We start from the raw sequence: 14486 nt of genomic DNA on the forward strand, positions 1-14486 counted from the left end.
GTATAGGCAATGGTTGCTTTACTTATGCCGTCGAGTACTAGCCACTTGAGTTAATAGTCGAATTGGTTAATTAGGCAAGATTGGGTACTCGCGAACCAGCAGCTTGCCGCTCGTAAAAGAAACCCATTACATTAGCTACCTGAGATAAAAACATTAACAGACTTAAATATATCGACTTTGGGAGTGAAACTTTAAATAGTGGATAAGTTAGTAATTTAAAATAGAACGATAGCGGCTCTACTGTCATTGGCGATCGACTGCGTTGGGCGCGGGATTGATGAAAACAAAATGCGCCGCGTCCATAGTTGAAATGTTGTCGCCAAAATGTTGATAAAGTTAAGTGATGGGCGTGATAAACTTGTGCCTGTGGTGCGTAAACCAATATGCCACCACGATCTAGCCACCGATCGCAAAACTCCCGATCTTCTCCTGCTGCCAGTGGAAAGGTGGTATCGAAACCCGCGATCGATCTAAATTTTTCTACAGGCATTGCGAAGTTATTAGAGGCAAAAAAATTAGCCGTTCCCTCACCATGATTATAATATTCATAGATGTAATCGATGAGCAGTTGACTAGCTGTCGAGTAAACATTTTCAGGGAGGGCATTAATTGTTTGCCCGCCGATTAATGCCTGAGACTTCGATTCAAACTGAGTTGCTAAAATAGACAGCCAATTAGTTGCTGGTAGGCAATCATCATCTGTAAAAACGATAAATTTTCCGGTCGCGATCGCGGCTCCGGTATTGCGCGCACTGGCAGGGCCAGCATTTTCTTGTCGTAATAGTTTCAGCGTTAGATCGGTTTTGAATGGAGCGACGATCGGATCGAGTGGCAGCTTACTACCATCATCGACAACAATTACTTCAAAATTAGTTTTTGGGTATTCAATTTTAGCGATCGCTTCTAGACAGGTGCGGAGTCGATCGGGGCGATTGTAAGTGGGAATGACAATCGAAAATTGATATGATGACATCATAATTTAATAATACTCACAACAAATGGAGATAAATTTTTAGGCTGAAGTTTTGTTTGACGATCGCGATCGCCACAACTGTCCGATGTTCGCTAGTTTCTGAAATAAACTGGGCGATCGCAAATCACGTCAAATTTAAGACTACCGACAGCAGCGATAGCAGACTCCAGCTCGATTTACCCATTCCAATCGGTGCAAATTAAACAGCGGTTGCGCGTTCGAGCAAACTTTGTTCGGCAGCCAACTTTTGTTTGGCGATCGTCCATTGTTCTTTCGTGAACTCTTCATGATAAGACCGTTCCACATTTACATTCCACAGATCGTGCCGTTCGCCCAAAATATTCTGGACGGCGAGCATGGCAGTCAGCATCGAATGATCTTGATTGTTATAACGGTGCATCCCATTTCTGCCGACAGTTTGCAGATTTTCAAATGTTTCTAAATAGTCCTGAATTACCTGTAAATGCTGACGATATTCACCATCATAAACCGGATAAGCTTTGGGCTGCCGAATTACGGTACCATCTTTCACGTCGCCTGGTAAAACGCCAATATTCAGATCGATCGCTTCTTGGGTTGCGAGTGCGATTAGTTCTTCAGTCGATCGACCCCACAATTCATCGCTATCGTTACAAAAATATTCCATTCCCAAGCAAGTTTTACCCGCTTCTGGTACCATTGCCGCGCTCCAGTTTTTGAAATTCTGAATCCTCCCCACCTTAAATTCAGGACTGTGAATATAAATCCAGTTGTCAGGAAATAGATCGTCGCGATCGATAATCAATGCAACAATCAAAAAATCGCGATATTTCAAGCCTTTGGCTGCTGCGATAACTTCTGGCGGTGGCAAGGGATCGAGGCGTTGCAGCAAAGCAGTTACAGGCATCGTCGAAATAAACTCATCGGCTTCAATTTGCTGGATTTTGCCATTTTGCTCGATCGTCATCCGCTCGATCCGCTTGCCCGATCGCTCGATCCGCTTCACTGTCGTATTCAGGCGCACCTCACCACCTTTTTGCTCGATTAGTTCCTGAGTGCGTTCCCACATCATCCCTGGCCCTAAAATCGGGTAGTCGAATTTTTTAATCAAGCTTTTGGCATTTTGAGAGCCAAACACCGCATTAATGACGACTCGCCGCAGTGACATGCCATTAATCCGCTGTGCTGCCCAATCTGCACGAATTTGGTTGCAGGGAATCCCCCACACTTTTTCGGTATAAGTTTTGAAAAAAGTGCGATACAGGCGTTCGCCAAATCGATCGGTCACCCACTCTTCAAATGTCTCCGGTTCGGGGGTCAGCTTCAAAGTAGATTTGAGCTTGGCTTGGAAATAGCTCATCACCATCAAGCCGCTGTTGAATATACCCACATTTGAGAGGGTATTGGATACAGATAGTGGGTAGTTATAAAACTTGCCCTGATAATAAATCCGCGATAGGCGCGGGACTTGAATGAATTCTTTATCGAGAATTTCATGCCAAAAGCGATCGACCTGGGGCACTTTGGTAAAAAACCGATGTCCGCCGATATCAAATCGGTACCCTTTATACATCTCTGTGCGGGAAATACCACCGACGAGGGGGGCTTGTTCCAAGATGAGCGTCTGGATGCCACGTTTGACTAGTTCGTAGCCTGCTGTGAGTCCGGCTGGGCCTGCACCGACAATTGCAACGGGGTATCGTGTCATGTATTTTCCTCGATTGATTTGCTCAGAAGGCTCGGTCGATCGCGTTCTTATAAATCATAGATTAAGCCATTTGGCGTATTCTCAATTTATATATAATTTGGTATATTACCAGATTTTTTGAGATCCATCTGCCTATTGTCACAGCTTGTGCTTTACAATTCCAAAATTTCTAAGAGCTTGGGTTGGTGGGGTGTGTGTCGGCTGACTGAATGATAGCGGATCGTCCCGATCGCAAACGCCAGTCCGCCATACAAAAAATACAGCCAGTGCCAAAACACGGTGCCACAGGCAAACCACCCGCCGCGTTGCTGGTAGAAAAATTGATAAACTGGCCAGTTGATAAATAGCAAAGCTAAACCAAATAGCATCGCGATCGCCACAGCACCAATCCACAAAAAAGCGATCGGCACAGAGATCGCCAAGCAATAAGCCAAGATAATGGAGATTCGACTAGAAATCTGGAGATTGAGATCGTTAACAAATTGTCGATCGCGCCAAATCAATTCAGTCCAAGGTAATGCCCGATAGAAAAATTCAGCTTTGAGCAGATTTAGCAGTCGCCAGCATTTGAGATGTTTTACCAAAACGGTTTTACATAACTCAATCCGATATCCTGCCTTCTTTAACCGATAGCCCAGATCTATATCTTCGACTGACGGATAACGATAATTTTCATCAAAGCCACCTAGTTCGAGAAACACATCGCGGCGAATTGCGCCACAAGCTCCCCAGAACGTCGAAGCTTCTGTCACCCCAGTTTGATGAGTGTAATGATGAAATAAATTTTTGTATTGCGACAAAAAATTCGGCGCACCAGGCGCATCATCATAAGAGCCAATTAATGCGGCGACATCCGATCGCTCCTCAAAAATTTTCCTCACCTGGGGCAGCGTGTCAGCATGAATTGTCACATCGGCATCGAGAAATAACAATATGTCCCCCGTGGCAATTTTGGCACCGTGATTTCGCGCTCGCGCTGGCCCGCTTGCTGTCGGAAACGTGACAACCTTTGCACCAAAAGAGCGAGCTAGCTGCTCTGAACGATCTGTCCCACCATCGACGACAACCACGACTTCAGTTTCTGGCGGCACGAACTGTTGGAGACTAGATAGACATTTTTGGAAGCTCTCGCCACCGTTATACACCGGAATCACGATCGAAACTATCAAATCGAATATCTCCTTGAATTCTAATCGGTAAACAGCTTATCCACAAATTTAATATTTATTCGCGATCGACTCTGTTAGTGCTGTGGTGTTCGTTGGGACAATTCGCGCACATAGGTAAACAGCCGATATCTATGCAGATTCTACACTAGATTAAAATACCAGCAAAATCACTAATTGAAAAATCTTGACAAAAAAGTCTTTTTTTGTATTTCATGTCACGATTACTGGAGATCGGCGATCGTCACACCATCTTTTTCGCCCACCAATTTCAATCGATCGAAATCGATTCAGGCTTGAGACTCGATCGCCGATCTGAACCATTGACGCAAATTAACCTCAGCCTCTACTTCATCTGTTTGGGCAATTGCCAAAAATTCATAGAGCTTTTCTTTCGATACCATTGGGAAAGTTGGGCTACAAGATACTTCTAAATATCGATCGCCTTGAAGTTGATAGATTAGCCATTCTCGCCCATTATATCGCCAAAATTCTGGCACTCCCATTGCTGCATAGAGAGCTGGTTTATTGATATCGGTATGGGTGATATCTACTTCTACAACCAAATCGGGCGGCGGATCTGTGGCTAGATCTACTTTGCGCCCAGCCACGCGGGATTGATTTTGAATATAGTAGGCATTGTCTGGCTCAGCACCGCGATCTAAGTCCGATCGATCGAGTGTTGTCGAACCCATTGTCTTGATTTTCAAGCCTAGCTCTACTACTAGAATGATAATCATGCGTTCGATTAAACGACCAGAAAATTCATGTTCCTCTAATGGCATTGTAATTTCTAAAATTCCTCGATCGAATGTCAATTTTGTCGCCCGATGTTCGCCCAAAATCCCCAGCAGTTGTTGATAACCCTGCCAAGTAATATTTTTAAAAACCACTCGACGTTCGCCTACCAGCACTGGAGCGATAATCGGCACTACAGAAATCATAATATTTTACCCTCAACTATTATGGTTAGATTAGTGGGTAGTTTGTAGCCAAACCCAACGCCTTACTTGAGATAAGCGATCGTCACACCGCCGCCACCGTCTTTTTCGCCTGCTAATTCAAAGCGATCGACCTGCGGATGATGGGATAAAAATTCATGCACGCCTTCACGGAGTTTGCCCGTACCTTTGCCATGAATCACCCACATAATACCCGATTGATACGCACGCCCGATCGCGCGTTCGATTTCCGTCTCGGCATTCATCACTCTTTGTCCACGCACATCTACTGTATTTGTCGATGTCCGAATTGCCACTGGTGGAGGGGCGGGAGTTGCGGTACCAGGGACTTTTGCTGCTGATTTTTTCGGTGGGATGATAGCTTTTTCACCCGTCAAAGATTCGATGTCAGCTAAAGCAACATTCATTTTCATGATGCCGAATTTGACATTGAGATTGCCGTTGTCGTCTACTTCGCTCAGGACTTCGGCTTTTTGCCCGATCTTGGGGATGCGGATCCGATCGCCAACCTTCGGATTGAAGCCGACAGGCGGCTTGGGGGTGGCTTTTGCTGGCAGACGACGGTTAGAGACGTCATCGAGTTCGGAGGTGGCTTGCTGAGCAGCCTGGGCGGTTTGGGGGCCTTGCTGGAGTTGGCGAATCACTTGGGCGATTTCGCCTTTGGCTTCGGCGATGGCGGCTTGGATGGCGCGTTCCTGATTTAGTTTGAGTTCCTGCTCGCGGGCTTGCAATTGCGCGGCTTTTTGGGAAACTTCAAGATAGAATGCTTCGGCTTGTTTTAGAATAGTAGCTGCTTCATTGGCTTTAGTTTCTTGAGTGCGGCGTTGTGCTTCTAGTCCCGCAATAACTTCGTTTACCTCTTGCGTTGCACCCAAAATCACTTGAGATTTGGCATTCTCAATTACCGCCGGATTCAAACCCAATCTTTGGGCGATCGATAGGGCATTCGATCGACCGGGGATGCCCCATAATAAGCGATAAGTCGGCGCAAGATTGACATCATCAAATTCAACAGACGCATTTTCAAAGCGACTGTCTTGATATTTAAGAGCTTTTAACTCGCCATAGTGCGTACTCGCGATCGTCAGCATCGCCCGATCGGCTAAATATTGCAACAACGCGATCGCCAACGCACTTCCTTCAGCAGGATCGGTTCCGGCTCCCACTTCATCGAGGAGGATGAGGGAGTTGGGAGTTGGGAGTTGGGAGTTGGGAGCGCGGAGTGAGTCTTTTAAAACTTGTTCGTCAAAAGTCGTTGTTAGATTAGGGTTACGAATATCATCAGACAAAACTGTCTCTCTATTAGCTCTATCTGTCTCTTCTTCTCCCAACTCCTCACTCTCAACTCCCAACTTCTCGATCGCATCCAAAATCCGCCCGATCCGCCGAATATGTCCCGAAAAAGTAGAGAGACTTTGTTGCAGAGATTGTTCGTCGCCGATATCGGCGAGAATGAGGTCGAACCAGGGGATCTCGACTGGCTCGCGGGCGGGGATAAATAGCCCCACCTTGGCCATCAAAGCCACGATCGCGAGAGTTTTGAGGGTGACAGTTTTACCGCCCGTGTTGGGGCCTGTAATGGTGACTACGCGGATGTCTGGGCGGATCGATAGATCGATCGGGACGACAGGGGAGCCTTCTTCGTGGCGGTGTTTCCAGATTAGTAAGGGGTGGCGCAGTTGGCGCAGGGTGATATATTCGCTGGCGGCTCGATCTACAAATCTGGGCGGATTGGCTTCCAACCACAGGCTGTATCTCGCTTTGGCAGTGGCGAGATCGATCGTGGTAGCAACGACAAGCAAGTGTTCGAGATCTTCAACTACTTCAGTGACTTTGGCAGTCAGAGCCATCAGTACCGCTTCGATCTCCCGCTGTTCTTGGCGTTGGAGTTGGCGGAGTTGGTTGCCGAGATTGATGATTTGCTGGGGTTCGACATATAAAGTCGAGCCGCTCCCAGAGCTATCGTGAACGACACCAGGAATCGCATCTTTATGAGTTGCTTTGACGGGGATGACAAATCGATCGCCCCGTTGAACGATCAATGGTTGTTGGACGGCATTAGATTGACGCTGGATCAGACTGTTGAGAAACTTATAAATCCGATCGCGCAAGCCTTTGAGCTGCACCCGTACCTGGGCTAATTTCTCACTCGATCGATCGGTGACGTCGCCGCGATCGTCGATACAGTGATAGATATCTTGCTCTAATTCGGGATAAGTCCGCACGTCGGCGACTAATTCCTGTAAAACTGGGATATTTTCTTCGCTCTCGATCGTGCGGCGTAACTTCCGCATTCCCGCTAGGGTAGTGGCGATCTCGTGCAACTCCTTCCCCGAGAGCATTCCCTGGATGGCGGCGCGTTCGAGCGCATCGCCAAAATCTTCGATCCCGTCTAGAGACAATCCGCCTGTCAAGCGGGTTTCTAAGTCATACACCTCTTTAGTTTGGGCGAGGAGATTCAGACTGACGCTCGGACTTTGGGGAATTACCAAATTTCTGGCGGCGATCGTACCCAACTTTGTGGCGGCAAATGTCGCTACCTGCTGACACAATCGCGACCACTCCAATAACTCTAACGTCTCTGCCTGAATCGCCACGCGCTCTACACCTGATGTTGTACTTATAACTATTATAGATCCGGACAATTAGAGATTTACCCGCTCGAACTAATTTCTGGATACTGCATCTTGACATACTCGCCGATCGATTCTGGCACAGAGAATTTGCCATCTCTAGCATCGATTAAATAGCGAGCGACTAATTTATCTAAAGTCCTAATAATATCTGTCTCACCGATCGCAGATCGCAGATCGGTGAGGATGCGATCGAGTGAAAGCGGCTCTTGTTGACGGGATAAATATGAGAGAAAAGCAATTTCTGCCTGGGATAAATAATTTAGTTGTTCGGACAATATATTTTCAATTCGATAATATACCAGAATATTGGCAGCTAAAAATTTACTAATATCGCGATCGAATATATCTCTAATTGTATTGGCGATCGGTTTGAGTGCTTGGGGATTGCCGCGATATTTATTCACGAGCAGATCCCAGTCTGCGGGGGTGCCGATGAGTTCGCTATGTTCGAGTAGTCTTTGGCAGGAGCGGCGATCGAGTCCAGCAATTTCGATCGCTCGAATACTACTACCAGCATCGATCCGGGGCGGAGATCGATCGACGATCGCGATGCAACAGCTTTGATGTTTCGATCGATTGAATAGATCTAAAAAGTTGAGAGCTGCTTGGCGATCGGTTAACTCAGTTAGGGCGTTATCTGCCAAGAGTGAGTCGGCATTATCTAATACCAAAAAACATTTTTGGCTTTGTAAAATAAATAGTATTTTGTCAAGCAATGGCTGTAAATCTAATGATAATTTAGCCGATCTACTATCTAATGCTTGAAGAACGCTTGCTAAAACATCGGTTAGCGATAAAGTTTTGTCTGGGGCAATCCAGACCACTCGCTCGAATTTTGCGGCTAAATTTTCTGAAAATTGGGTGATAAAATGTCTGGCGATCGCCGTTTTACCGATGCCTTTCATCCCATACAACCAGATAAATTGATGGTTGCCTAGATCGATCGTGGCTTGGAGCTGGTAGAGTTCGGCGGTTCTCCCAAAGAATCGCGGTTTGCCAAAAGTTTCGATCGCTGGCGGTACTATCCCAAGTAGTGACTCGGCATCTAGCGTGGTGAGGATCTGACGGACGTTTTGTTTGCTGACTTTGGTGTCGAGCAGTTGCGATAGATCTTGCCACAGTCGCGCTGCTCGATTTTTGACTGTTTGCTCTTGATGCGTTTGGATACTCTGATATGGCTGGTTTTCCCAGGCTACGGTTAAAATTTCTTTTTCGATCGGTTCTAATCTACGACCGCGTTGCTCGAGCGAAATCCGATCGAGCAGGGTACATGCTTGTGCTAATTCCACATTGATATTCGATCGACCATTAACATATTGTAACATTTATTTGACTAGCTCAGAGTCCGCTCGATCGAGTAAGTCAAATTGAAACTTTGCCGATCGAAAGTACTTTTGAGTACTTAGTTTTTTGTGCTACGAGCAAGCGACGATCGATTACACGATCGGTCGTTCTGCTTGACAACTAAATACTGAATAGGTCGATCGATTGCTGACGATCGATCTGTATCGATGTATAGATCCGAACAATCAACATTGAGAAAGTGCGATCTTGTTGTATCAAAAACTACTGCAAAAATCCGATCTAACAACGAGAAAGCACCAAAAACCTAGGCCAAATCTTTTAAAAATCCTGAAGATTGCCGTGCAGAGTACTTTGCAGTACTGACATTTTTTTGATGGTCGAAGTATTATGTTGAAAGTTAGCAATTGAGATTGCTGCAAACCAAATAGACAGACAGTATTCAGCCTGTTTGAGCTAAAAGTGAGGCAGCGATCGATAAAAGCGATTTCAATCGCAGTGCGGTCTTGCACCACGATGGTGGCCAATTCTCTCGCTGACACACAAGCATCAAAAATATCTTGTCTTTATTGTATCAATGAATCTACCTTGAGTGACAACTCTTCGGTTTATTCCACTGTTACAAATCTCTTTCTGGCTTTATCGCCCACGCTCAACTATGTATCGGTCGCAATTTATCCAATTTGTTACTGTTGCTAGTTGGTTGTGGTTGAGTTCCGGAAATCTCGCTCGATCGGTACCAATTGCGTTAGCAACCGAACCAACTCCCTCTTGTCAGATCGTTACTTTCAGGGGTGGAGAACTGATGCAAAATTCCTTACCGCCCACACGGGTGTCCGGCATTTTGGATCTGGCGATTGTCTGCCAAGGTAATGCTTTAGGCAATTTGTCAGTAACGCTAGAACCGATCGTCGTGCATAACGGCATTGGCTCGATGCGGTTTGTCAATAGTTCGGGACTGTTAGCTGGTGCGAATCCCAATCCAACCTCAACTATTATTACCATTCCCATTAGCTCTCAAGGCGATGGCAGAGGTAATGCTCGATTGATGGTGGAGATTGTCGGACAGGAAGGGAAGTTACTCAGAAGCGGTAGTGATTATCGACTCTCTATAAGTGCTGCCTTGGAGATCGCACCCTCCAGTCGTAAGTAACTGTAAAAAAGCAGTTACACCTTTCAATAAGTTCTGCAATCGGCAGATACTACACATTCATCACACAACCCAAAAAAATCATGAACAAGTTTCTATCCATCTTGGCTGCAACTGGCTTATTAGCTGCATTCGCAGGTACCGCTCATGCTGCTCCTCCTGCTTCTTCTACTTCTTCTGTTACTTCAACTGTAGTGGTAAGACCTACTTGTGCTATGGTCGTTAAATCAAGAGGTTCTGTGGAGGGTAATGCTACTCTTCCTAGCAAAATTGGTACTGAATGGGGTACACAACCACAGCTAGAAACTGTCTGTAACACTGGCGGTCACACTATAACTGCTAACAAGCCTACATTTACATTGGACGGTGTTCCAGCTCCTGATAATTATCTCGTCAGAGGTGGCTTTGGTGGTGGTGATGGAGTCTATCGTGCTCTAACTACTCTTGGTACTCTCAGTGAAAATCCTGCAAGTTTCGAGGTAACGACTACAACTTCTGATGGTGGCGATAAGTTTAGTCTTCAAGCTCGAATCGAAACAGGCTTAGCCGATTCGAGCTTACTGCGAGCTGGCACATATGTTGCTACTATTTCGGTTACGCTAGCTCCTTAATCATCGACGTTGGTGAATATTGATAGATAGAATCGATCGAACAGCACAGTCAGGGTTTCTAATTGAAATCCTGCTGTGCTGTGTTTTAGGAGCTATTTGGGAATACTTGTGAAAGACTAAATACATCCTCTTAAATAGCCCCGTAACTATTGTTGTTAAATCTTCTTTATAAATAAATATGACAAATAAAATAACAAATTTATTAACTACCCTTGTTGGCATGGGTATCGTTGGCACTAGCTTAGTTGCTTTGGTTAGCACGGTACGGGCACAAGAGATTTCGATTACTGTCTCGCCAGTAGTGACATTGAGCCAACTCCAAGGGTCTCAATCACGGTCTACTTTTTCGGTTACGAATAGAGGCACTATACCGATCAGAACGCGGATTTATGCACAAGATTTTGATTATGACAAAGACAAAGGATATGTCAAGATCGCCAATCATCCGAACAGTGCCTCTCCGTTCTTACAATTTTCACCCAAAGAATTAACGATCGCGCCTGGGGTGACCAGAGATGTGAGATTAAATATTACCATTCCACCAAGTCAGCCGGATGGAGAATATCGAGTAGCAATCTTTACTGAAGACTTGACCGAACGCAAAATTACAGATCCCAATCAGAAGTTTGTCACGATTATTAGACCACAAATCGCTTCATTATTTTTTGTCACTAAAGGCAATGTCACTCCCCAATTAAGTGCAGTTAGCGTAGGTTGGAATAACCAGAACAAATCGCCTAGATTGGTGCTAAAAAATCAAGGACAAGCATCTGCCTATCCAACCATCAATTGGCAAATCGAGCAGGGTGGTAAATCCATAGTTAATAGTGAGGTTCGAGGAGTAATCGTTCAGACTGGCAAAGAACGAGCGATCGACCTAAAATTGGATGAGAAGACTAAACTAGCTCCAGGTCAATATAAGTTAGTTGGTAAGATTAACGGTGGTGGTAAAGAAGTTCCATTTGCGCTAGATCTCAATATTCCAGCTAAGTAGTCGGATCTTATCTAGTCAAATAACCTAAGTTACTAGTTACAGAAACTGCCAAGTTACTTAGGACGCCCCCGACTTCTGGCCTTGCCCTTAAAATGGGGTTAGGGGAGATTTAGATCTCAAAACGAAGTCTAACAGACTTGTGTATACACCGTAGAACTTCTGGGAGAAGTCAGGGGTATTGAGTTAAAGATTAACTAGCAACTTACCTTAAATACAAATATAGTGTCCTCTGCTCCTCAACCATGGAGACAGAGGACTTTAAGATCGGCACGATCGAGCAATTTTAAGATCTAAAGATCGTAAGTTTTAGGTATTTTATCAGTATTCAATCGAACATTTTGTTTGCCACAATGTAAAAAGACAAGCTCAACCGTAATAGATCGATCCGATCGCCAAGTTAACGATCGAAATGATGTACCCAGAATCTATATTAGTAAAGGTATTTAAATTATGTGCTAATTTAAACCAACTGATGTTTCTAGTTGGATATTTGGTGTGTTTGTTCAGTGGTAAAGCGATCGCGGTAGAAGAAGACAAAAAAATAGTTCAGTCGCCATCTGTTGCTCCAGCAACAATTCCTCAAAATAATGCAATTTTGCCAGTTGGTTTAAATATCAATGGTAAAAGTGTCCTGCCAAGTATGAACGTGCGGGGTAAGGAAGATGGCGAAAAAGCGATTGAATTCGAGCGATGGTTGGTGCCGTGGGAAGAGATTAAATCGGCTCTCAATCTCAAAGTCGGCGAACCAATTAACGAACAGATCGAAATTAAATCGACTCTATTTAAATTTAACCTAGATGCGAATAAATTAGTTAAAGATCCGGTTTTGGGTACGGCGATTGCGATTCAAGATCTCAATACAATTCCGGGGATTACTGCCAAATTCGATATCAATAAATACGCGATCGATATTACCGCACCAGCAATCGATCGAGCGGAAAGGGGCGAAAATATCGTCGATCGTCCGATCGATCTAGATGGATTACCCGTAATGAGGTCGGGTAATTTGTCCATGGCGGCACTCCAACAGCGAATTACTACTTCGGGTCAAAGCGACCAAAGCAGCACGAATCAGGGCGAATTTAAAGCGATCGGGAGTATTTTTGATGCTAGTTGGTTTCTCACAATTCAACAACCCAAAATCGATGGACTGCAAACCTGGAAGCTAGACGAACTGACGATCCTCCGTCAACGCCCACAATCAGACATCGCCATCGGCTCTCAAACCCCATTTTGGAGCCGAGGTAGCTCTTCGGGTAATTATTGGGGCGTAACGGGAATTTTTCGGAATGGGTTTACACCACCAGTGGAACTATCTGGTAGCGATTTTTTAGTCACCGATCGCTTACAGTCTTCACGAGTAGGCAGAGTAATTTCTGGGCGGGCGCAACCAGGGAGTTTGGTACAGTTAGTACGCGGGTTTGAAACGACTCCGATTCGGGAAATCCTAATCGATAGTTCGGGGATTTATCGATTTGAGAATGTCATCGTCGGTAACGGACAAGATAGCAGTTTCGGCCAAGATTATCGGGTTTTAATCTATCCCAACGGTCAATTAACCGCCAATCCATTCGTCCAAGAAGCAAAATTTATTACGACACCAGGACAAATTCCTGTCGGGAGTTCGGCACTTGTCGTTTCGGCAGGATTGAATCGCACCCCTACGGACTTTTTTGGTACCTTTAGCGATCCCAAAGGTGGGGCATTGTATCGTTGGGGTGCGAATGAATCTCTCACCCTTGGAGTTGGGGTAGTCAGCGATCCTCAAGCTGGTGCAAATATTGGTGCGATCGGGGAATTATTTTGGCAGCCCGATCGCCTCCCCTTGCAGGTATCCGCTGCTGTCTCTACAGGCGATCGATTAGATCTTGTAGGCAAATTAAACTATACGCCTTCTCAAGACTTCTTCCTGAGTGCTAATACCGATCGCTTTTCCACCCGTGCTGATGCCAACTGGCGACTTACGCCCAACTTTACTACCTTTAGTAATATCGATACCAGTAGGGGTGTATCGATCGGCGGACAGTACTATACCAGCGATAGCATTGCTGCTACTTCTACCTCCCTACGTGGCGATATCGACGATCGATTGAGAATGCGCCTAGCGGCTACTCAACGCTTCCAAAATTGGCAGCTTGGCTTACAACTGAATGAATCCGCCATTACCTCTCAAGTTTCTTACCAATTAAATCCTAAAGCAACTAGCGGCGGTAGCGAAATTACTGCTAGTTATCAGGCAAATAACAGTGGCACTAACAGCAGTTCTACGCTTACCAGTCTAGTGTGGCGATATCGATCTCCAGGTGTTAATGCTAACGGTCAATCGATTTGGCAGAGCGAACTCGGTTATGGTTTTAGCAGTACGAGCAGTGGCGCGATCGTGGGGATTGATTTTTACCCCTTGCCTGGATTCCAAGTGCGTGGCAGTTATCGTGGAGGTTCAGAGACGGGCGGCAGTAGTTATGCGATCGAATTTAATGCCAGTCTACTGACGGGAGGTGGCATTCGGGGCACTGATAACAGTATCGATGAATTCCGCAACCTCGGTCGCATTAGCATGTCGGGATTTTTAGACAAAAATAATAATGGTAAAAGAGATGCTGGCGAAGAAGTTTATGTAGATCCACTACTATATCGAATTAATAACAAACCACTCAACGATCTACGCCCAGAAGTCGCCGATAATGGCGTCATTGTTAAACTACCGCCCAATAGCTATCGCTTAGATATCGATCCGGCTGGCTATCCGATTAATTATCGCAGTTCGATCGATGCCATCCGTGTAGATGTCATCGCTGGCAGTAACGTGGCGATCGACATTCCGCTCGTACCTGCCTATATTTATACTGGCGTAGTCGCCGACAAACAAGGTAAAGCTGTTGCAGGCGCAACAGTAGCAGCAACTTCCATTAAAACTAAAACTAAAATAACTTCCGTAACCAACGATGCGGGTGTTTATTACTTAGAAGGCTTAGAACAAGGCGAATACCAACTCACAATCAGCG

Annotated in this window: 10 protein-coding genes; 4 read left to right on the forward strand and 6 right to left on the reverse strand. The window is 45.4% G+C overall.

Annotated features, from left to right (window positions below):
• Positions 1–70: 70 nt before the first annotated feature.
• The 6 genes from C7B77_RS10210 to C7B77_RS10235 form a co-directional block, all read right to left on the reverse strand.
• Positions 71–973, reverse strand: a complete 903-nt coding sequence (locus C7B77_RS10210; RefSeq protein ID WP_106303709.1) for a glycosyltransferase family 2 protein — start codon at positions 971–973, stop codon at positions 71–73.
• A gap of 199 nt (positions 974–1172) precedes the next feature.
• Complete coding sequence (locus tag C7B77_RS10215) at positions 1173–2660, reverse strand: NAD(P)/FAD-dependent oxidoreductase (RefSeq protein ID WP_106303712.1); 1488 nt, start codon at positions 2658–2660, stop codon at positions 1173–1175.
• Between the two features lie 152 nt (positions 2661–2812).
• Positions 2813–3829 (reverse strand): glycosyltransferase family 2 protein, encoded by a 1017-nt coding sequence (locus tag C7B77_RS10220; RefSeq protein ID WP_106303715.1) that lies wholly within the window; start codon positions 3827–3829, stop codon positions 2813–2815.
• Positions 3830–4116: 287 nt separating this feature from the next.
• Positions 4117–4770 carry a Uma2 family endonuclease gene (locus tag C7B77_RS10225; protein WP_106303718.1) on the reverse strand — a complete coding sequence of 218 codons (654 nt, stop codon included), beginning with the start codon at positions 4768–4770 and terminating at the stop codon, positions 4117–4119.
• Between the two features lie 62 nt (positions 4771–4832).
• A complete protein-coding gene (locus tag C7B77_RS10230) occupies positions 4833–7385 on the reverse strand; it encodes an endonuclease MutS2 (RefSeq protein ID WP_106303721.1) in 2553 nt (850 codons plus the stop codon).
• A gap of 56 nt (positions 7386–7441) precedes the next feature.
• The gene (locus C7B77_RS10235; protein WP_106303724.1) at positions 7442–8749 is read right to left on the reverse strand and encodes an ATP-binding protein; all 1308 of its coding nucleotides are present in this window, start codon (positions 8747–8749) and stop codon (positions 7442–7444) included.
• A 635-nt stretch (positions 8750–9384) separates the two neighbouring features.
• Here C7B77_RS10235 and C7B77_RS10240 point away from each other — a divergent pair.
• The 4 genes from C7B77_RS10240 to C7B77_RS10255 all read left to right on the forward strand — a co-directional run.
• Positions 9385–9879, forward strand: coding sequence for a hypothetical protein (locus C7B77_RS10240; RefSeq protein WP_106303727.1), 495 nt, complete (start codon positions 9385–9387; stop codon positions 9877–9879).
• Positions 9880–9959: 80 nt separating this feature from the next.
• On the forward strand, positions 9960–10487 hold the full coding sequence (locus C7B77_RS10245; RefSeq protein ID WP_106303729.1) for a hypothetical protein: 528 nt from the start codon (positions 9960–9962) through the stop codon (positions 10485–10487).
• Between the two features lie 178 nt (positions 10488–10665).
• Positions 10666–11481 (forward strand): fimbrial biogenesis chaperone, encoded by an 816-nt coding sequence (locus C7B77_RS10250; protein ID WP_106303732.1) that lies wholly within the window; start codon positions 10666–10668, stop codon positions 11479–11481.
• Between the two features lie 472 nt (positions 11482–11953).
• A partial coding sequence (locus C7B77_RS10255; protein ID WP_181243798.1) for a carboxypeptidase regulatory-like domain-containing protein occupies positions 11954–14486 on the forward strand: 2533 nt, incomplete at its 3' end.

This window comes from Chamaesiphon polymorphus CCALA 037 (genome assembly GCF_003003845.1).
GTDB classification, from domain to species: domain Bacteria; phylum Cyanobacteriota; class Cyanobacteriia; order Cyanobacteriales; family Chamaesiphonaceae; genus Chamaesiphon; species Chamaesiphon polymorphus.